Source organism: Streptomyces sp. sk2.1 (genome assembly GCF_008120935.1).
Lineage (GTDB): Bacteria > Actinomycetota > Actinomycetes > Streptomycetales > Streptomycetaceae > Streptomyces.
This window is the reverse complement of record NZ_RDBO01000077.1, coordinates 666,768-687,358: the sequence shown is the minus strand read 5'-3', so window position 1 is coordinate 687,358 and position 20,591 is coordinate 666,768. Positions and strand designations below refer to the sequence as shown.

Below are 20,591 nucleotides of genomic sequence, written 5' to 3'. Positions count from 1 at the left end.
CCGGGATGGATCGGGTGTTCAGAGGATTCAGCGGAGTGCGGCGGCCAGCTCGCCCCAGAGGTGCGCGGTCGTCTCCACGCCCTTGAACAGGAGGTCGAGCTCGACCTTCTCGTCGGGGGCGTGCCAGCCGTCGGACGGTACGGAGATGCCCAGGAAGAGGACGGGGGCGCCGAGCACGTCCTGGAGGTCGGCGGCGGGTCCCGAGCCCCCTTCCCGGGTGAAGAGGATCTTCTGGCCGAAGGCCCGTCCCATGGCGCGGGCCACGGCCTGCAGGGCCGGATGGTCCAGCGGGGTCAGACAGGGGCGGGTGGCCGGGGCGAAGGAGATCCGGTGCCGGACACCGGCCGGGACCTGCGTGCCGGCCCACGCCCCGACCACCTGCTGGACGTGGTCGGGGTCCTGGCCCGCGACCAGCCGGAAGCTGATCTTCACCATGGCGGAGGACGGGATGATCGTCTTGCTGCCGGCGCCCTGGTAGCCGCCCCCGATGCCGTTGACCTCGGCGGTGGGGCGGGCCCAGACGCGTTCCAGCGTGGAGTGGCCGGCCTCGCCCGACGCGGCGCGGGACTTGGCGGTGCGCAGCCAGGTGTCCTCGTCGAAGGGCAGCTCGGCGAAGAGCGCGCGCTCGGTGTCGGTGAGTTCGGTCACTCCGTCGTAGAACCCGGGGATCGCGACCCGGCCGTCCGCGTCGTGCAGTGCGGCGACGAGCCGGGCGACGGCGGTGGCCGGGTTGGGGACGGCACCGCCGAACGAACCGGAATGGATGTCCTGCTCGGGGCCGTACAGCTCGATCTCGCACTCGGCGAGGCCGCGCATGCCGGTGCAGACCGTGGGGGTCGTCTCGTTCCACATGCCGGTGTCGGAGACGATCACGGCGTCGGCGGCGAGCCGGGCGGCCCGCTCCTCGACCAGGGCGCGGAAGTTCGGGGAACCGGACTCCTCCTCACCCTCGATCAGGAGCTTGAGGTTGACGGCGGGTGCGGTGCGGCCGGTGGCGGCGAGGTGGGCCCGGACACCGAGGGTGTGGAAGAACACCTGTCCCTTGTCGTCGGCGGCGCCCCGCCCGTACATGCGGCCGTCGCGGATCACCGGCTCGAACGGGTCGGTGGCCCAGCCGTCCTCGCGGGCGGCGGGCTGCACGTCGTGGTGCCCGTAGACGAGAACCGTCGGGGCGTCCGGGTCGTCGGACGGCCACTCGGCGAAGACCGCGGGAGCGCCGGGCGTCTCCCAGACCTCGGCGACCGGGAAACCGGTCTCCGCGAGCTTGGCGGACAGCCACTCGGCGCTGCGCCGTACGTCCCCGTCGTGCTCCGGCTGGGCGGATACGGACGGGATGCGCAGCCAGGCGGCGAGGTCGTCGAGGAAGGCTGTGCGGTGCTGCTCGGTGTACGTACGGACGGCGCTGTCCGGGGTGTCGCTCATGGCCTTGAGCCTAGTGCCTCGTCCGGTGGGGTCCTTCCGCCCGCGGTACGGGGCCGGTACGGCCGGCCGGGGCTAGTCCGGTTGTTCGTCGAGCAGGATCCGTTCCAGTTCCGCGCGGCCCGGGAGGCGGGTGGGGCGGACGATCTCGCCGCTGCGCACGTAGAGGAACGTGGCGAGGACATCGGTGGGCGGCAGCCCGTGCAGCTCGGCCCAGGCCAGGCGGTACACCGCGAGCTGGAGGGGGTCGGCGGTGTTGGTGCGGGTGGTCTTCCAGTCGACGATCTCGTACGTGTTCCCGGTGCGGTACACCGCGTCGATGCGGCCCCGGATCACCCGCCCGGCCAGGGTGATCTGGAACGGCGTCTCGACGCGGTACGGGGTGCGGCGGGCGTACGGGGTGCGCTCGAACGCCTCCTTGAGCTCGGCGAGGTCGCGCTCGTCGGCGATCTCGGCCTCGCTCCCGTCGCCGCCGGGCAGCTCGTCGGGCCCGAGCATGGGCAGCGGCACCTCCTCGAAGCGGGACTCCACCCAGGCGTGGAAGCGGGTGCCCCGGCGGGCCGCGGGCTGCGGGGGCCGCGGCATCGGGCGGGCCAGTTCCCGGGCGAAGCCGTCGGGGTCGTCGGCGAGGCGCAGCAGCTGGGTGGCGGAGAGCGACGCGGGGACGAGGACGTCGCGCACGGTGGCGCGGGCGCGCCGCAGTTCGCCGGTGAGCGCGTCGAGGTCGCGGTCCCAGGAGGCGAGGGTGCGGGACTCCTCGGGGGTGAGACGGCGCTCCCCGGCGGGACCGGGCACGGACTCGGGCTCGGGGGTCCGGGCCGCGGGGATGTGCGCGTCGGCAGGGCGTCCCAGTCGTCGGCGTACAGCTCCTCGTCAGGAAGCTCGGGGAACTCAGGAGGCTCGGAGAAATCGGAGAACTCGGGGGGCTCCTCGTCGGGGAACGGGTCGTCCCCGTCCGGGAACAACGGGTCCTCCTCCCCGGCGTACGGCTCCGGGTCGGCGGCGGGGGCCGTCGTGGCCAGGGTCTTCAGGTGTGCCAGCACCGCGTCGGCGGCGGCGCGGCGGCGGGCCAGCGCGAGGTCGTCGAGGGGAAGCGGCCACGCCTGGTCGGCGGTCCGCTCCGCGAGCGCCGGGTTCTCCTCGTCCTCGGCCGGTTCGTCGGCCCAGACCTCGATCTCGCCGTGCCCGGCCGCGCAGTGCTCGTACAGCGCGTGCAGGAAGCCGGACGGGCCGCGCGGCTTCTTCTGGGACGGGCCCCACCAGTGGCCGGAGCCGAGCAGCAGGCTGCGGGGCCTGGTGAAGGTGACGTATCCCAGGCGGAGCTCCTCGGTGTACTGGTGCTCCTTCATCTCCTCCTTGAAGCCCTTGAGGCCCTTGGCGTCCCAGGAGCGGATGTCGGGGAGGGTGGCCCTGTCCCCGCGCAGGGCGTGCGGGAGGACCTTGGCCTGGGCGGTCCAGGCGTCGCGGGACTGACCGCTGGGGAACTGGCCGGTGACCAGGCCGGGCACGGCGACGACGTCCCACTCCAGGCCCTTGGACTTGTGGGCGGTGAGGACCTTGACGGTGTTCTCCCCGCCGGGCAGGGCGTTGTCCAGGCCCTTCTCGTACTGGACGGCGGTGCGCAGGAAGCCGAGGAAGGCGAGGAGGGTGGCGTCGCCCTCGACGGCGGAGAAGCGGGCCGCGACGTCGAGGAAGTTGCCCAGGGTCTCGCGGCGGCGGGCGGCCAGGGCCTGCGGCGACGCGGAGAGCTCGACCTCCAGGCCGGTGGCGGCGAGGACCCGGTGCAGCACGTCCATCAGGGGATCGGCCAGCGAGCGGCGCAGGTCGCGCAGTTCGGCGGCGAGGCGGGCGAAGCGGACCCGGGCGTCGGCGGAGAACGGAAGCCCGTCGTCCTCCTCCCCGCCGGATTCGAGGAAGGTGTCCAGCGCGTCGGCGAGCGAGATCACCTCGGCCGGGTCGATGCCCTCGACGGCCTCGGCGAGACGGCGGTCGGGGTCGAAGTCCTCGTCGTCGCCGTGGGCCGCGCGGTGGACGAGGAGCCGGGCCCTGCGGCCGAGCAGGGCCAGGTCGCGGGGGCCGATGCGCCAGCGGGGGCCGGTGAGCAGCCGGACCAGGGAGGCGTTGGCCCCGGGGTCCTGGAGGACCTCGCAGACCGCGACGAGGTCGGCGACCTCGGGAAGGTGCAGCAGCCCGGACAGGCCGACGACCTCGACCGGGACCTCACGGGCCACGAGCGCGGCCTGGATCTCCGGGAAGTCGCCCGCCGTCCGGCACAGGACGGCGATCTCGCCGGGTTCCTTGCCGGTCCTCACCAGGTGGGCGATCGAGTCGGCGAGCCAGTCGATCTCCTCGGCGTGGGTACGGAGCAGGGCGCAGCGGACGATGCCGTCGCGTTCGGCGCCCGGGGCGGGGCGCAGCGCCTCGACCCCCTCGTGCATGGCGCGCAGCGGGGCGGCGAGGCCGTTGGCGAGGTGGAGGAGCCGGCCGCCGCTGCGGCGGTTCTCGCTGAGGGAGTGGCGGGTGGCGGGGGTGCCGTCGGCGTGCGGGAAGTGGAGCGGGAAGTCGTCGAGGTTGGCGACGGAGGCGCCGCGCCAGCCGTAGATCGCCTGGCAGGGGTCGCCGACGGCGGTGACCGCGTGCCCGGTCGCGACCGCCCCCCGGGGCGCTTCGGTGCCGGAATCGGGGCCGGGGCCCGGGCCGGAATCGGGACCGGGGCCCGGGCCGGAATCGGGACCGGGACCGGGGCCGGAATCGGGACCGCGGCCGAAGAGGGCGGAGAGCAGCAGCCGCTGGGCGACGGAGGTGTCCTGGTACTCGTCGAGCAGGACGACCCGGAACTCGTCGCGCAGGATCGCGCCGACCTCGGGGCGGGTGAGCGCCAGTTCGGCGGAGAGCGCGATCTGGTCGCCGAAGTCGAGGAGGTCGCGGCTCCGCTTGGCCTCGCGGTAGCGGCGGGTCAGCTGGAGCAGTTCGCGACGGGCCTCGGTGGTCTCGGGGACCTTGCGCAGTTCGGCGTTGGTGAGCCGGGCCGATTCGAGCGTGTGCAGGAGGCCGGTGTCGTGCTCCGCGAGCTGTTCGGGCCGTACGAGGTGTTCGGCGAGCTCGGCGTCCAGAGCCAGCAGATCACTGACCAGGGTGGGGAACGACCTGGTCAGGGCCGGGTAGGGGCCGGGGGCCTCGCGCAGCACACGGGCGGCGAGCTGGTGGCGGGTGGCGTCGGCGAGGAGGCGGGTGGTGGGTTCGAGCCCGATGCGCAGCCCGTGCTCGGTGAGGAGCCGGCCGGCGAAGGCGTGGTACGTGGAGATGCTGGGCTCGCCCGGGGGATCGTCCGGGTCGATCGCGTCCGGGTCGGTGACCCCGGCCGCGATCAGGGCCTTGCGGACGCGTTCGGCGAGCTCGCCGGCCGCCTTGTTGGTGAAGGTCAGCCCGAGTACCTGCTCGGGCGCCACCTGGCCGGTCCCCACCAGCCACACCACCCGGGCCGCCATCACCGTGGTCTTCCCCGACCCGGCCCCGGCCACGATCACCTGCGGTGCGGGCGGCGCGGTGATGCAGGCCGTCTGCTCGGGGGTGAACGGAATCCCGAGGAGCTCCTTGAGCTGCTCGGGATCGGTGATGCGTGAGGACACCCCACCGAGGCTAACCGGCCCCACCGACAACCCCTGCCCCCGATCACCGTCTACATTGACTTCCTGTCGCATCAACAGCCTTATGAGGAAGGTCACATGAGCGCCGACGCACCCGCCCCGGACGCCGCGGAACTCCGTGGGCGCATCGACACGACGAAGGCGCACCCGGCGCGGGTCTACGACGTCTTCCTGGGCGGCAAGGACAACTATCCGGCGGACCGGGAGGCCGCGGCCATGGCACTGGCCGCCAATCCGCGCGGGTACCTCACGGTGCGGCACAACCGGGACTTCATGCGGCGGGCGGTGACGCTGGCCGCCGAGGCCGGGGTGCGGCAGTTCCTGGACGTGGGCACGGGGCTGCCGACGCAAGCGAACGTGCACCAGATCGCCCAGGGGATCGCCCCGGACTCGCGGGTGGTGTACGTGGACAACGACCCGGTCGTCCTCGTCCACGCGCAGGCCCTGCTGACCAGCGGTCCCGAGGGGCGCACCGACTACATCGAGGCGGACCTGCGCGATCCGGACACGATCCTGGAGGCGGCCCGCCGCACCCTGGACCTGGACCGGCCGGTCGCTCTCGTGCTCGCCGCCGTGCTGCACTTCATCGAGGACGACGAGGCGTACCCGGTCGTCGAGCGGCTGCTCGGCGCCCTGGCACCCGGCAGCTACCTCGTCCTGAGCAACGTCAGCTCGGACCTCAACCCCGAGCAGGTCGGGCAGGTGACGAAGGCGTTCGAGGAGCGCGGCTTCGCCATGGTCCGCCGCTCGCGCGCCCAGGTGGAGCGCTTCGTCACCGACAACGGTCTGGAGCTGCTGGAGCCGGGTGTCGTACCGGTGCACCGCTGGCGTCCCGAGGAGGTCGTGGACCTGCCCGAGGCCGCCGACCCGGACCCGGAGTTCGTGGCGGGTCTGGACAAGCTGGACCGTACGCGCTACCGGCGGATCAACGACGTCACGGACGCGGACGTGAGCGTGTACGGAGTGATGGCCCGCAAGCCCTGACGGCCGGGCCGCGTTCCCGTACGCACCGGGCACGGCCCGGCTCCTGTACGTGCCGGGCCCTGTCCCGTTCCGGGTCTCACTCCAGGATGTGGCGGCCCTCCGGCTGCGCGCTGCACGAGGCGCGGAAGGCGCAGTGCCCGCAGTGCTGGCCGGTCGAGGGCGTGAAACGTTCGTCCAGGACCCGGCCCGCGGCCGTGGCCAGCAGGTCGGAGACCCATTCGCCCCCGCCGTCCCCGCCGTCGAGCGGTTGCTGCGCCTGCACCTTGGGAAGGGCGTCGCCGCCCTCCTTCTTGGCGGCGGCCTGGCGCAGCTGCACCAGTTCGGCGCCGCCCGGTTCGGGGCGCCGGCCGTCGAAGACCTCGTCGACCGCCCCTTCCCGGACGGCCAGCTGGTACACCGCGAGCTGGGGGTGGCGGGCGACCTCGTCCTTGGTCGGGGCCTGCTTGCCGGTCTTGAAGTCGACGACGTAGGCCCGGCCCTCGGCGTCCTGCTCGACGCGGTCCATGGAGCCCCGGATGCGCACCTCGTACTCCCCCGCCTCCAGCGTCACGTCGAAGTCGTGCTCGCTCGCGGCGGAGGTGCGGCCGGTGCGGTCCATGACGTGCCAGCGCAGGAAGCGTTCGAGGGCGATCCGCGCCTGGTCCTTCTCCTGCCGGGACTTCCAGGGGGCGTCGAAGACGAGGCCGTCCCAGACCGAGTCCAGCCGTTCCATCAGGACGTCCAGATCGGCGGGGGTGTGCCCGGAGGCCACCTCGTCGGCGAGTACGTGGACGACGTTGCCGAAGCCCTGGGCGGCCGTCGCCGGGACGTCCGCCTTCACCTCGCGGCCGAGGAACCACTGGAGCGCGCACGTGTTGGCGAGCTGGTCGAGCGCGCTGCCGGACAGCGCCACGGGCCGGTCCCGGTCGCGCAGCGGCACGGCGGAACGGGTCGGCTCGTACAGACCCCACCAGCGGTGGGGGTGCGCCGCCGGTACGAGCGGCGCGCCCTCCTCGTCGGTGAGCGCGGCGAGGCGGGCGAGACGGCGGGCGGCCTCCTCCCGCAGGGCGTCGGACGCCTCGGGATCGACGGTGGTGGCGCGCAGTTCGGCGACGAGCGCGGCGACGGCGAGGGGGCGGCGCGGGCGGCCGGTGACGTCGCGCGGCTCGGCGCCGAGTTCGGCGAGGAAGCGGGACGGCTGGTCGCCGTCGTCGGCGGGGGCCTTCACCGCGGTGACGACGAGGCGTTCCCGGGCGCGGGTCGCCGCGACGTAGAAGAGCCGGCGTTCCTCGGCGAGGAGGGCGCCGGGGGTGAGCGGCTCGGCCAGGCCGTCGCGGCCGATCCGGTCCGCCTCCAGCAGCGAGCCCCGGCGGCGCAGGTCCGGCCAGAGCCCCTCCTGCACCCCCGCGACGACGACGAGGCGCCACTCCAGCCCCTTGGAGCGGTGCGCGGTCATCAGCCGTACGGCGTCGGGGCGCACCACGCGCCGGGAGAGGGTGTCGGCGGCGATGTCCTGGGCGTCGACCTCCTCCAGGAAGTTGAGCGCGCCGCGCCCGCCGGTGCGTTCCTCGGCGCGGGCCGCGGTGTCGAAGAGGGCACAGACCGCGTCGAGGTCACGGTCGGCGTTGCGCCCGGCCGCGCCGCCGCGCAGCGCGGCGCGCTCCAGCCGCGACGGCCACGGGGTGCCGGACCACAGCGCCCACAGCGCCTCCTCCGCGGTGCCGCCCCCTTCGAGCAGCTCGCGCGCCTTGCGCAGGAGCGCGCCGAGCCGCTGGGCCCCGCGGGCGTACGCCGGATCGTGCGTGACGAGCCGTTCGGGTTCGGCGAGCGCACGGGCCAGCAGGTCGCCGGAGGGTGCCGGTACCCGGTTCCCGGCGGCCCGCTCCTCGTCGCGCAGGGCCCGGCCGAGGCGGCGCAGGTCGGCCGCGTCCATGGAACCGAGGGGGGAGGCGAGGAGGGTCAGGGCGGTCTCGGTGTCCAGCCGGCGGGTCCCGTCGTCGGGTGCCCGACCACTCCCCTCTTCCGGAGCCCCGTCCGCCGGTGCCTCCTCCTCCGGCTCTTCCGGTGCCCCGGTCGCGTCCCTCGTGTCCGCTGTCCCCTCCCCGCCCGGCACGCCCCGGTGCAGGGCCGCCGTGGCGACCGCGCGCAGGGCGGTCAGGAGCGGGGCCACCGCCGGTTCGTGGCGCAGGGGAAGGTCGTCGCCGTCGACCTCCAGGGGCACGCCGGCGGATGTCAGGGCCCGGCGCAGGGAGGGGATCGTGCGCCCCCCGGCCCGTACGAGCACCGCCATCTCGTTCCACGGGACGCCGTCCTCCAGATGGGCCCGGCGCAGCAGGTCCGCGATGTTGTCCAGCTCCGTGGAGGCGGTCGGGTAGGTGTACGCCTCCACCCTCCCGCCCTCGTGGACCGCGGCCAGCTCCCGGTGGGCGCGGACCTTCTCCGCGGGGAGCCGGGTCAGCGGCATTCGGCGGGTCAGCAGCCGGGTGGCGGCCAGCAGCCGTTCCCCGGACCGGCGCGAGGTGGTGAGCACACCGACCGGGGCCGGGGCGCCGTCCGCCCGCCGGAACGTCTCCGGGAAGTCGAGGATGCCGTTCACGTCGGCACCCCGGAACGCGTAGATCGACTGGTCCGGGTCACCGAAGGCGATCAGGTCCCGGCCGCCCCCGGTGCCCCGGGCGCTCCCCCGGTTCCCGGCCAGCGCGTGCAGCAGCCGCACCTGGGCCGGGTCCGTGTCCTGGTACTCGTCGACGAACACGGCGTCGTACTGCCCCGCGAGCAGCGCCGCCACCTCGGGGCGCTCCGCGAGCAGCACGGCGCGGTGCACCAGCTCCGCGTAGTCCAGCACCCCCTGCGCGTCCAGCACGTCCAGGTACTCGGCGAGGAACTCGGCGGCGGCGCCCCAGTCGGGCCGGCCGGTGCGGCGGGCGAAGTCGGCCAGCGCGTCCGGTCCCAGGCCCAGTTCCCGGCTGCGGGCCAGCACCGCGCGCACCTCGTCGGCGAAGCCGCGCGTGGTCAGGCAGGCCCGCAGCTCGTCGGGCCAGCGGATGTGGGGGAAGCCGTCCCGTTCCAGTTCGAGCTGACCGGCGAGCAGCTCGCGGACGGTGACGTCCTGCTCGGGCCCGGAGAGCAGTCGCAGCGGTTCGGCGAAGAGGTCGGCGCCCTGGTGGGCGCGGACCAGCGCGTAGCAGAAGGAGTGGAACGTGGTGGCCTGCGGGCCGCGGGCGGCACCGAGCCGGGCGGCCATCCGGTCGCGCAGTTCCACGGCCGCCTTGCGGCTGAAGGTGAGCACCAGGAGGCGGGCGGGGTCGGCGCCCCGTGCGATCCGGGCGGCGATCGCCTCGACGAGCGTGGTCGTCTTGCCGGTGCCGGGTCCGGCGAGCACCAGGAGCGGGCCGCCGGGGTGATCAACCACCGCGCGCTGTGCCGCGTCCAGAAGAGGGGGTTCCACGGAGCCCGGCGGAGTACGCACCAGTCGGTACGCGCCCGTGGTCCGCCGTCGTTCCTGACGGTACGGACTGTGCCGGGTGGAGGAGGAGGAACTCACGTGGATCGCCGGTCCTGGTGGGTGTGCTGGTGGTGAGGATGCGGTGCGGTGCGCGGGCTGACGACGCTACGCCAGCGGCGGCGCGGTGCGGGACGTGCGCGCTGCGTGCCTCGTCACGTTCCGGGGCGCGGACACGGCCGGACGTCGCACCGTACGCCCGACCGTGTCGGACATCACGCACGTCGTGCACATCACGCGCGTCACACACATCACGTACATCGCGTGCGCCGCACACGGCACGCGCGGCGCGCGGCCCGCGCACTCCGCCCCGTACAACTCGCGCTGCTCGCACGCCCCGTACCGCTCGGCAGGAACCTGCACGTCCGGCCGTGCGGGCCTTGTCCCGGCCCGCGGCGCGGGTCCCGTCGGGCGTCGTCCCCCGCACATCTGGTGCGTCGTACGGCCCCGACGCCGCCCGCCGCGCCGCCGAATGGCCGAAGCTGTCAGATGTGAGCACCTCCGCCCCTGTCCCGGTCCGCGCCGCCGTCCCCGTCCGCGGCGACGCCGTCCCACCGCGCCCGCCTCATGTCGAGGCGCGGCAGATGGCCCTCCGCGCCGCGCGACGCCTCGCGCAGCGGGGTGCCCTCCTCGCGGTAGTGATCCAGTGCCCGCAGCTCGTGGCCGGGCAGCAGCACCCCGTCGGACCGCACCACGCGCCACCACGGCACCGCGGACCCGTACAGCGCCATGGCCCGGCCGACCTGGCGCGGGCCGCCGTCGCCCAGCCACTCGGCGACGTCCCCGTACGTCATGACACGGCCGGGCGGGATCAGCTCGGCGACGTCGAGCACCCGCTCCGCGTACTCCGGCAGCTCGTGGACCGTCGGTCCGGTGCCCGGCCGGTCGTTCCCCGCCCGGTCGGCGCCCGTCCGGCCGCCGTTCGTCCCGCCGCCGCTCGTCCGGTGTTGGCTCATCCGTCCCATCCTGCCGTACGCCACCGACAGTCCGGCCCGGTCCGTCTGCCCCCGTCCGCGGGGCGTGCGTGCGGGGGCAAAGGGGCGTATCTTGCGCTTCGCGTGTCCGTGCAGTGCACCCTGATGCCCCCCTCCGTCGCCGGGCCGTGCCACCATCGTGCGGGCGGTGACCGGTGATACGAGACCACGAAGACCAATCAGAGGCGACGAAGGAGCAGGGCGTGCAGCCACCGAAGGCGGCGGACGCCTCTGATGCCGAGCCCCACCCGGGCAGGTCCCGGCCGCCCGCCGGGCCCCGCCCGGACGAGTCCCGCGCATCCGCCGGGAAGGGGCCGGACGCACCCCGCGGGCCCGCCGGGGAGTCCGGCCCGGAGCGGGGGACGGCCCCCGGGCATCCGGCCGGGTCGACGCTCTCGACCGTCGCGCAGGAGCAGGCCGAACGCGTCTCGGGGGACGAGCCGCTGCTCCCCGCCCGGGTGCACCGCCCCTCCGACCTCATGCGGCTCCTCATCGGGATCCTGGCGATCGTCGTCCTGTTCGCGATCGCCGCGTTCGCCCACGGCACCACCGCCGGTCTCGAACAGGACATCAACAAGGGCACCGGCCAGGCGCCCGACGTCCTGATCAAGATCGCCGGCCTGGTCTCCAGCATCGCCGTGCTGCTCGTCCCGGTCGCGTTCGCGATCGAGCGGCTGATCAAGCGCGACGGGCTGCGCATCGCCGACGGGGTGCTCGCCGCCGTGCTGGCGCACGGCGTCACCCTCGCCACCGACCTCTGGGTGTCCCGGTACGCCCCCGGCACCATCAAGGACGCGCTGACCCAGCCCCAGGCCGGTTCGCTCACCGACCCCGTGCACGGCTACCTCGCCCCCGTGATCGCGTACATGACGGCGGTCGGGATGGCGAGACGGCCGCGCTGGCGGGTGGTGCTGTGGGTGGTGCTGCTGCTCGACGCGTTCGCCATGCTGGTCGGCGGCTACACGACCCCGTTCTCGATCGTCCTGACCGTGCTGATCGGCTGGACCGTCGCGTACGGCACGCTGTACACGGTCGGCTCGCCCAACGTGCGGCCGACCGGTCAGCACCTGATGGCCGGACTGCGCCACGTCGGCTTCCGCCCCGTCACCGCGATGCGCGCCGAGGACTTCCCCGACTCGGGCGACCAGAGCGACCGGGGGCGCCGCTACCTGGTGTCCCTGGAGGACGGGCCGCCGCTCGACGTCACGGTCGTCGACCGCGAGCAGCAGGCCCAGGGCTTCTTCTACCGGGCGTGGCGCAGACTCACCCTGCGCGGCATCACCCAGCGCCGTTCCATCCAGTCGCTGCGCCAGGCCCTGGAGCAGGAGGCGCTGCTCGCGTACGCGGCGATCGCCGCCGGGGCCAACGCCCCCAAGCTGATCGCCACGTCCGAGCTCGGGCCCGACGCCGTGATGCTGGTGTACGAGCACATCGGCGGCCGTTCCCTGGACGCGCTGGAGGACTCGGAGATCACCGACGAGGTGCTGCACGGCGCCTGGCGCCAGGTGAAGGCGCTCCAGTCGCGACGGATCGCGCACCGCAGGCTCACGGGTGACGCCATCCTGGTGGATCGTTCCGGCAAGGTGTTCGTCACCGATCTGCGCGGCGGCGAGATCGCGGCCGGTGACCTGGTGCTGCGGATGGACGTCGCCCAGCTGCTGACCACCACCGGTCTGCGGGTGGGCGCCGAACGGGCCGTGGCCGGGGCCCTGGAGGTCCTCGGCCCCGATGTGGTCGCCGACTGCCTGCCGCTGCTCCAGCCGATCGCGCTGAGCCGCTCGACCCGTGCGACGCTGCGCCGGCTGGCCCGGGAGCGTTCGCAGCGGGAGCGCGAGGCGGTGCTGGAGGCGTCGGACGCGGCCAGGCGGGCCAGGGCCCAGGAGCACGGTGCCCCGGAGGAGGCCGCCAAGCCCGGCCGCAAGGCGCTCCGCAACCAGAAGCAGGCCGAGAAGCGGGCCCTGGACGACGCGCTGGAAGAGGCCCGCGAGGAGGACCTGCTCTCCCAGATGCGGCAGCAGGTGCTGCGGATCCGTCCGCAGGCTCCGGTCGAGCCGGTGCGCCTGGAACGCATCAAGCCGCGCACCCTGGTGAGCTTCATCGCCGGTGCGTTCGCCGCGTACTACCTCATCTCCCAGGTCACCCAGGCCGACTTCGGCACGGTCTCCGAGCAGGCGGAGTGGGGCTGGGTGGCCGCCGCCGTCGGCTTCTCCGCCCTCAGCTACGTGGCGGCCGCGATGAGCCTGCTGGGCTTCGTGCCCGAGCGGGTGCCGTTCGGCAAGACGGTGCTGGCCCAGGTCGCCGGGTCCTTCGTGAAGATCGTCGCCCCGGCCGCGGTCGGCGGCGTGGCGCTGAACACCCGCTTCCTGCAGCGGGCCGGGGTGCGGCCGGGGCTCGCCGTGGCGAGCGTCGGCGCCTCGCAGCTGTTCGGCCTGGGCTGCCACATCCTGCTGCTGGCGGCGTTCGGCTATCTGACCGGTACCGAGCGGACCCCGTCCTCGCTCACCCCGTCCAGGACCGTGATCGCCGGGCTGCTGACGGTCGCCGTGCTGGTGCTGGTGGTGACGGCGGTTCCGTTCCTGCGGAAGTTCGTGGTGACGCGGGTGCGGTCGCTGTTCGCCGGGGTCGTGCCGCGCATGATCGATGTGGTGCAGCGGCCGCAGAAGCTGCTGACGGGCATCGGCGGGATGCTGCTGCTGACCGGGACGTTCGTGATGTGCCTGGACGCGTCGATCCGGGCGTTCAGCGGTCCGGACGTGCCGACGCTCAGCTACGCCAGCATCGCGGTGGTCTTCCTCGCCGGCAACGCGCTGGGGTCGGCGGCGCCCACACCGGGCGGAATGGGCGCGGTCGAGGGCGCGCTGATGCTGGGGCTGATCGCGGTCAACCTGCCGAAGGAGGTCGCGGCGCCCGCCGTGGTGCTGTACCGCCTGCTGACGTTCTGGCTGCCGGTGCTTCCCGGCTGGCTCTGCTTCAACCATCTGACCCGCAAGGGCGAACTCTGACGGCTCCCTCGGCCCCGGTCCCCGGCCCTCGGCCCCGGCCCGGCCCTCGGCCCCGGCCCGGCCCTCGGCCCCGGCCCGGCCCTCGGGACCGGGGGCCGAGGGCCGGGGGCCTGGTACCGGACGGCCTCACCGAACCGGGACCGGAACGGGGACCGGGACCGGGATCGGGATCGGGATCGGAACGGGGACCGGCCCAGGAGCCCTGACGCCCCTCTCCTCCCGATCGGCCGAACGGACCCTGACGGTTCCTCAGCCCCGGACGGGGCAGTCCGAGAGGCCAGTCGGGCGACGGTCCGTGCGCCGACCACCCGCTTGGACCGGTGCCCCGTGCACCCCTCCGGTTCGCCCCGCACGATGGGCCCCATGAGGACCTCCCCCGCCCTGCGTGCCGCCGCCCTGGCCGCCGTCACCGTGCTCCTGCCCATCACCGCCTGTTCGAGCGGCGGCACCGAGGAAGGCGCCGGGCCGCGCAGCTCGCCGCTCGCGGCGAACGCCGCGGCGACCGGCCCCGACGACCTCGCCTCCCAGCAGCTGACGTGGAAGCCCTGCCCCGCCCCGGTCCCGGCGCAGGGCGGCGGGAAGGCACCGACCCCGCTGCCCGGCGGCACCCCCTGGGAGTGCTCGTTCATGCGGGCCCCGCTCGACTACGCGAACCCCGACGGCCAGACGATCCAGCTGGCGCTCATCCGGGCCAGGGCCGAGAACAAGGACAAGCGGATCGGCTCCCTCATCTTCAACTTCGGCGGTCCCGGTGCCTCCGGCGTCGCCACCCTGCCCGCCTTCGGCAAGGACTACGACAAGCTCCGCGCCGGCTACGACCTGGTCAGCTTCGACCCGCGCGGGGTGGGCCGCAGCGCGGGTGTGCGGTGCGAGAGCGACAAGCAGCTCGACGCCCGCTACGAACTCGACGGCACCCCGGACACCCCCGCGGAGGTGAAGACCCTCGTCGAGAGCACCAGGACGTTCGCGGACGCCTGCGAGCGGAACTCCGGCACACAGCTCCCCCACGTCGGCACCACCGAGGCCGCACGCGACATGGATCTGATGCGCCAGGTGCTCGGCGACAAGAAGCTGTACTACTTCGGCATCTCGTACGGCACCGAACTGGGCGGCGTGTACGCCCACTTGTTCCCGAAGAACGTCGGCAGGTCGGTGCTGGACGCGGTGGTGGACCCGACCCAGAACTCCGAGCAGTCCTCGCTCGGCCAGGCCAAGGGCTTCCAGCTCGCGCTGGACAACTTCGCCCAGGACTGCGTGGACCGCGGCGACAACTGCAAGCTCGCCGGTGCCACCCCCGAGGAGGTCGAGCAGGGCATCTCCGACCTGCTGGACTCGCTGGAGAAGCAGCCGGTCGCGGGCATCGGGTCGCGCCGGCTGACCCAGACCCTGGCCACCACCGGCATCGCGACCGCGCTCTACTCCAGGCAGACCTGGCCGCTGCTGGAGCAGGGCGTGGACGAGGCCGAGGGCGGCAACGGCGCGCTCCTCCTCGCCCTCGCCGACTCGCTGAACGGCCGTTCCGAGGACGGCAGCTACGACAACTCGATGGCCGCCAACACCGCCATCAACTGCGCCGACTCCAAGCAGCGGTTCACCGCGGACCAGACCCAGGACAAGCTCCCGCAGTTCCGGTCCGCCTCGAAGATCTTCGGGGACTACCTCGGCTGGGGCCTGATGGGCTGCACCGACTGGCCGGTCGCGGGCGCCTGGGAGACCCCGGACGTCAGCGCCCCGGGCGCGGCCCCCATCCTCGTCATCGGCAACACCGGCGACCCGGCGACGCCGTACGAGGGCGCCAAGGCCATGACGAACGCGCTGGGCGAGGGCGTCGGCGTGCAGATGACGTACGAGGGCCAGGGGCACGGCGCGTACAACAGCGGCAACCCCTGTGTGCAGAGGGCCGTGGGCGGTTACCTGCTGGAAGGCAAGGTTCCGGCGGCCGGGACCGTCTGCCGATAGCGACTCCCCTCCGGGGAACCGGGGCCCGTCCGGCGAGCGGAACCGGACGGGCCCCTTCGCCGTCCCCGGCGGAGAGCGCCGGACAGCCTCAGGGTCTTTCGTTTGGATCAGGCCGGATCAGTGAGCGGGGTCCGGTGTGTGCGATCGCAAGGCGGAGGAGGGAGTCGGATGGGGTCTCCCCTGCTCGAGCGAAGCCGAGAGCTCGGGGAAGGAGCCATGGCGACCGACGACAACGCGGCGAGCGTGCATGCCGGGGCACGCGAGCCCGGCCTGATCCAAACGAAAGGCCCTAACATGAGCGGACTTCTGCACGCCTCGGATGCAGGCACCTCCGTGCGCCACGACGATCAGCGCCCCGTGCGCCGCGTGGCGCGCGGGCGACAACGGGGAGGACGTACGACGTGTCCGCACACGCACGCGCCGGAGCTCTGGCCGGCACCGCACTTCTGCTGACGGGCCTGCTCGCGGGCTGCGGCGGGGGAACGGACGAGAAACCGGCCGACCGCACGGACCGCGCGGCGTCCCCGGCCGGTGACCCGTCGGCCGCGCCGGACGGCCTGCCCCCGCTGCCCGCCTCCCTCACCTCCCAGCGGCCGGACTGGAAGCGCTGCGAGGCCCCGGAGGGCGGCAGCGCGCCCGGGGACCAGTGGCGGTGCTCGACGGTCCGGGTTCCGCTGGACTACGCGAAGCCGGACGGCGAGACGGTCGGGATCGCGCTGATCCGCAAGAAGGCCGGGAACTCCGGCCGGCGCCTCGGTTCGATGCTGTTCAACTTCGGCGGTCCCGGCGGTTCGGGGGTCGGGATACTGCCGCGCGCCGCCGGTGCGTACGGGGAACTCAACTCCCGTTACGACCTGGTGGGCTTCGACCCACGAGGGGTCGCGGGCAGCGAGGGGGTGCGCTGCCGCACCGACAAGGAGCAGGAGGCCTCCTTCCGGAAGGTCGACATGACCCCGGACACACCGGCGGAGGAGGAGGCGTTCCTGAAGGACGGCGCGGACTTCGGCGCCGGGTGCGAGCGCCTCTCCGGCAGGCTCCTGCCGCACGTCGGCACGGTGAACGCCGCCCGCGACATGGACCTGATCCGCCAGGTGCTGGGCGACCGGAAGCTCACCTACTTCGGTATGTCGTACGGCACCGAGCTCGGCGGCACCTACGCCCACCTCTTCCCGAAGAACGTCGGGCGCACCGTCCTGGACGCCGTCGTCGACCCGACCGCGGACGCCATCGGGCACGCCCGCAACCAGGCGACCGGCTTCCAGCGGGCCCTGGAGAACTACCTCGAGGACCGGGGCCAGGACCCGAAGGCGGGCACGCGGCGCATCGCGCGGCTGCTGGAGCGCATCGACCGAAAGCCGCTGCCGACCGCCTCGGGCCGCGAGCTGAACGACTCGCTGGCCGTCACCGGCATCGTCATGCCGCTCTACTCCAAGAGCAGCTGGCCCGCTCTGACGCAGGCGCTGGACGAGGCGGAGAAGAGCGGCACCGGTAACGGGCTGCTCGCACTCGCCGACTCCTACAACGGCCGTGACGAGAGGGGCGGCTACGACACCCAGAGCCACTCGCAGCGCGCCATCTCCTGCGCGGACAGCAAGCTCCGGCCGACGGCGGACGAGGCCCGCGCGCTCCTGCCGGAGTTCCGGAAGCTGTCCCCGGTGTTCGGTCCGTTCCTGGCGTGGGACACGGCGGGCTGGTGCTCGCAGTGGCCGGTGGAGGGCGAGCACGACACCCCGGAGACGAGCGCTCCGGGCGCCGGTCCGATCCTGGTCGTCGGCACGACCGGTGACCCGGCGACGCCGTACGAGGGTGCCCGGAAGATGGCGGACGAGCTGGGCGGGGGCGTCGGCGTCCTGCTCACCAACAAGGGCGAGGGGCACGGCGCGTACGGCGGGAACGCCTGTGTGACGTCGGCCGTGAACACGTACTTCCTCGACGGGAAGGTCCCGGACGACGGGAAGACCTGCTCGTAGCACTGCTCCGGAAACACGGTGAGGGGGCCGGTCCGTGCGGACCGGCCCCCTCACCACGTGCTGTACGCGGAGTGTCTCAGTACACCGGCTTCTCGGGCTCGATCTGGTTGACCCAGCCGATCACGCCGCCGCCCACGTGCACCGCGTCGGCGAAGCCCGCCGACTTGAGGACCGCGAGGACCTCGGCGCTGCGGACGCCGGTCTTGCAGTGCAGGACGATGCGCCGGTCCTGCGGGAGGTCCTGGAGGGCGTTGCCCATCAGGAACTCGTTCTTCGGGATCAGCTTGGCGCCGGGGATCGAGACGATCTCGTACTCGTTCGGCTCACGGACGTCGATGATCTCGATCTTCTCGTCCGCGTCGATCCACTCCTTGAGCTGCTTGGGAGTGATCGTGGAGCCGGCCGCCGCCTCCTGGGCCTCCTCGGACACGACGCCGCAGAAGGCCTCGTAGTCGATGAGCTCGGTGACGGTGGGGTTCTCGCCGCAGACCGCGCAGTCGGGGTCCTTGCGGACCTTGACCTGGCGGTACTGCATCTCCAGGGCGTCGTAGATCATCAGTCGGCCGACCAGCGGGTCGCCGATGCCGGCGATCAGCTTGATGGCCTCGTTGACCTGGATGGAGCCGATGGAGGCGCAGAGCACCCCGAGCACGCCGCCCTCGGCGCAGGAGGGGACCATGCCCGGCGGGGGCGGCTCCGGGTAGAGGCAGCGGTAGCAGGGGCCGTGCTCGGACCAGAAGACGGACGCCTGGCCGTCGAACCGGTAGATCGAGCCCCAGATGTACGGCTTGTTCAGCAGCACGGCCGCGTCGTTGACCAGATAGCGGGTGGCGAAGTTGTCCGTGCCGTCCACGATCAGGTCGTACTGGGCGAAGATGTCCATCACGTTGTCGGCTTCGAGCCGCTCCTCGTGAAGGACCACGTTCACGTACGGGTTGATGCCGAGCACCGAGTCCCTGGCGGACTCGGCCTTGGAGCGGCCGATGTCGGACTGGCTGTGGATGATCTGGCGCTGCAGGTTCGACTCGTCGACCTCGTCGAACTCCACGATGCCGAGCGTGCCCACGCCGGCCGCGGCCATGTACATCAGGGCCGGCGACCCCAGACCGCCGGCGCCGACACAGAGCACCTTCGCGTTCTTCAGCCGCTTCTGTCCGTCCATCCCGACATCCGGGATGATCAGGTGGCGGGAGTACCTGCGGACCTCGTCGACGGTGAGCTCAGCAGCTGGCTCGACCAGGGGTGGCAGCGACACAGGAACCTCAACAATGCAGGTGGTCGGTTTCTACGTACTTCAACTGCGTACGGTTGTTCTTCCGGTAACACTGCCACGCCCCCTCTCATTCCGAGATACCCGGTCCGACCCGCGAGACGATTTCGTCCCAGTACCTGGGCAGCGTCACGAATGGGTCGGTTCGTCCCTGTCGGCCGTCTCGATCCGTGAAGAAGATCGTGCCCGCCCCCTGCCAGCGGGCGATGCGCATGGCCTCTTCGAGATGGGTGCGCGGGACCCCGTGGACGAAGTGCGCGAACTTCTCCGGCGGATAGGCCGCGGTCCACTCCGCCACCTGCGACCAGCGGTAGTCGGTCCACGGGCCGCGGAAGGTCACCAGCTGGTCGGCGGCCTCCGCGTAGCCGGGGTACGGGTGGGTGTCGGGCGCGAGCACCAGCGGCCCGCGCCCCCGGCCGGGCGGCCGCTCCCCGTCGCCGAGGAGCGCGGCGAGCGTGCCGGTGAGACGGCGCACCGCCGGGAGACCGGCGCGTTCGGCCGGGCAGCGGTCGAGGTAGAAGCCGTCGACGCGGTACCAGTCGAGGAAGGACCGCGCGTCGGCGACCAGCTCCGCGAAGGGTCGGTCGCCGAGGGCCAGGTCGAGGTGGCCGAGCAGGCTGCCGCCCGCCGCCCGGACCGCCTCGCGCGGGTCCTCGTCGTGCACGGCCCGCTCCCGCGCGTTGCGCAGCCGGCCCGCGGCCTCCAGGCAGTGCGGGTCCGGTCTGCTGCCGGGGCCGTTGTCGATGTTGAGGACGGCCCAGTGCAGCGGGGTGCCGGGGCGGGCCAGTTCGGCCCACTCGGCGGGGGCGAGCAGCGGGTGCGCACAGCCGGGGACGCCGAAGCCGAACCGTTCGGCACCACCGGTCCTGGGGATCGTGCCGGTGATGGTCAGATGCGGCACGCCGCCTCCATCCAGATGTCGGCGAGGGACTCCTCCAGATTGATCCGGGGGCGCCAGCCGAGCCGGTCCCTGGCGGTGCGGACGTCGGCCTGCTGCCAGGCGCCGCAGCCGTCGGGGTAGGGGGACGGGGTCGCCGAGAGGTGCTCGATGACCGACTCGTTGGAGGTGCGCGGGGCACCGATGGGCAGCCGGGGCGGGGGCGCGTCCAGCTCGTGGAGCGCGCCCGCGTATCCGGCGACCCGGGCGAGGACGGCGGCCGCGTCCCGCAGGCGCACGGCGCGTCCGGTACCGATGTTGACGACGCCCTGGGCTGCGGAGAGCGAGGCCGCGTGCACGGCGCGCGCGACATCGCGCACGTCGACGAAGTCGCGCTGCACGCCGAGGCCGCTGAGCTTCAGCTCGCCGTCCCCGGACTGCATGGCCCGGCGCATCGCCTCGGCGAGCCTGCCGAGCGGGGAACCGGCCGGGGTGCCCGGTCCGACCGGGGAGAAGACCCGCAGCACGACCGCGTCGAGGCCGGAGCCGAGGACGAGTTCGGTGGCGGCGAGCTTGCTGACGCCGTACGGGCCGCCGGGGCGCGGCAGCGCGTCCTCCGCGGTGGACGAGCCGGGCTGCGAGGGCCCGTACTCCGAGGAGCAGCCGACCTGGACGAGGCGGGCCGTGCAGCCGCTGCGCCGCATCGCCTCGCAGACGGTGGCGACGGCGACGGTGTTGTGGCGGGTCAGCTCGCGCGCCCCGCCGCGGGTGGCGCCCGCGCAGTTGACGACGACGCCGGGGTGGACGGCGTCCAGGAAGCGGGTCAGCGCGCCGGGGCTTCCGCTGGCCAGGTCGAACCGTACGTCGGCGTCGTCGCCGCGGCCGAGCGCCGTGAGGTGCACGGCGGGGTCGGCGAGCAGGCGATCGGCCACGAACCGGCCGAGGAATCCGTTGGCTCCGAGCAGCAGCACCCTCATCGCGCGCCCCCTCGGCGCCGACGGCGACCTG

The 20,591-nt window shown here is 73.5% G+C and carries 10 protein-coding genes and 1 pseudogene; 4 read left to right on the top strand and 7 right to left on the bottom strand.

Features of this window, described 5'->3' with window-relative positions:
* Positions 1-27 precede the first annotated feature (27 nt).
* A complete protein-coding gene (locus EAO76_RS30320) occupies positions 28-1,422 on the bottom strand; it encodes a dipeptidase (RefSeq protein ID WP_148839089.1) in 1,395 nt (464 codons plus the stop codon).
* A gap of 72 nt (positions 1,423-1,494) precedes the next feature.
* A pseudogene (locus EAO76_RS30315) lies at positions 1,495-5,048 on the bottom strand (UvrD-helicase domain-containing protein).
* Between the two features lie 96 nt (positions 5,049-5,144).
* On the opposite strand from EAO76_RS30315, the gene EAO76_RS30310 reads away from it, so the two are divergent.
* Complete coding sequence (locus EAO76_RS30310) at positions 5,145-6,050, top strand: SAM-dependent methyltransferase (RefSeq protein WP_148839088.1); 906 nt, start codon at positions 5,145-5,147, stop codon at positions 6,048-6,050.
* Positions 6,051-6,126: 76 nt separating this feature from the next.
* Here the strand turns inward: EAO76_RS30310 and EAO76_RS30305 are convergent, their stop codons facing one another.
* Both EAO76_RS30305 and EAO76_RS30300 read right to left on the bottom strand, forming a co-directional pair.
* A complete protein-coding gene (locus EAO76_RS30305; protein WP_148839087.1) occupies positions 6,127-9,573 on the bottom strand; it encodes an ATP-dependent DNA helicase in 3,447 nt (1,148 codons plus the stop codon).
* 443 nt (positions 9,574-10,016) lie between these two features.
* On the bottom strand, positions 10,017-10,487 hold the full coding sequence (locus EAO76_RS30300) for an MGMT family protein (protein ID WP_148839086.1): 471 nt from the start codon (positions 10,485-10,487) through the stop codon (positions 10,017-10,019).
* Positions 10,488-10,708: 221 nt separating this feature from the next.
* On the opposite strand from EAO76_RS30300, the gene EAO76_RS30295 reads away from it, so the two are divergent.
* The 3 genes from EAO76_RS30295 (at position 10,709) to EAO76_RS30280 (ending at position 17,436) form a co-directional block, all read left to right on the top strand.
* Positions 10,709-13,507, top strand: a complete 2,799-nt coding sequence (locus EAO76_RS30295; protein ID WP_148839085.1) for a lysylphosphatidylglycerol synthase domain-containing protein — start codon at positions 10,709-10,711, stop codon at positions 13,505-13,507.
* A gap of 363 nt (positions 13,508-13,870) precedes the next feature.
* A complete protein-coding gene (locus EAO76_RS30285) occupies positions 13,871-15,466 on the top strand; it encodes an alpha/beta hydrolase (RefSeq protein ID WP_148839084.1) in 1,596 nt (531 codons plus the stop codon).
* 401 nt (positions 15,467-15,867) lie between these two features.
* Positions 15,868-17,436, top strand: a complete 1,569-nt coding sequence (locus EAO76_RS30280; RefSeq protein ID WP_148839083.1) for an alpha/beta hydrolase — start codon at positions 15,868-15,870, stop codon at positions 17,434-17,436.
* Between the two features lie 76 nt (positions 17,437-17,512).
* Here the strand turns inward: EAO76_RS30280 and moeZ are convergent, their stop codons facing one another.
* From moeZ to EAO76_RS30265, 3 genes are all read right to left on the bottom strand, one after another.
* The gene (gene moeZ, locus EAO76_RS30275) at positions 17,513-18,691 is read right to left on the bottom strand and encodes an adenylyltransferase/sulfurtransferase MoeZ (RefSeq protein WP_148839082.1); all 1,179 of its coding nucleotides are present in this window, start codon (positions 18,689-18,691) and stop codon (positions 17,513-17,515) included.
* 85 nt (positions 18,692-18,776) lie between these two features.
* A complete protein-coding gene (locus EAO76_RS30270; protein WP_148839081.1) occupies positions 18,777-19,607 on the bottom strand; it encodes a spherulation-specific family 4 protein in 831 nt (276 codons plus the stop codon).
* Complete coding sequence (locus tag EAO76_RS30265) at positions 19,595-20,560, bottom strand: NAD(P)-dependent oxidoreductase (RefSeq protein ID WP_148839080.1); 966 nt, start codon at positions 20,558-20,560, stop codon at positions 19,595-19,597. The genes EAO76_RS30270 and EAO76_RS30265 overlap by 13 nt, the downstream gene beginning before the upstream one ends.
* Between the last annotated feature and the right edge of the window lie 31 nt (positions 20,561-20,591).

What these genes read in the sequence shown, in the direction of transcription:
- EAO76_RS30310 (WP_148839088.1), top strand. Translation starts at nt 5,145, where the DNA reads ATGAGCGCCGACGCACCCGCCCCGGACGCCGCGGAACTCCGTGGGCGC.
- EAO76_RS30285 (WP_148839084.1), top strand. Translation starts at nt 13,871, where the DNA reads ATGAGGACCTCCCCCGCCCTGCGTGCCGCCGCCCTGGCCGCCGTCACC.
- EAO76_RS30320 (WP_148839089.1), bottom strand. Translation starts at nt 1,422, where the DNA reads ATGAGCGACACCCCGGACAGCGCCGTCCGTACGTACACCGAGCAGCAC.
- EAO76_RS30300 (WP_148839086.1), bottom strand. Translation starts at nt 10,487, where the DNA reads ATGAGCCAACACCGGACGAGCGGCGGCGGGACGAACGGCGGCCGGACG.
- EAO76_RS30265 (WP_148839080.1), bottom strand. Translation starts at nt 20,560, where the DNA reads ATGAGGGTGCTGCTGCTCGGAGCCAACGGATTCCTCGGCCGGTTCGTG.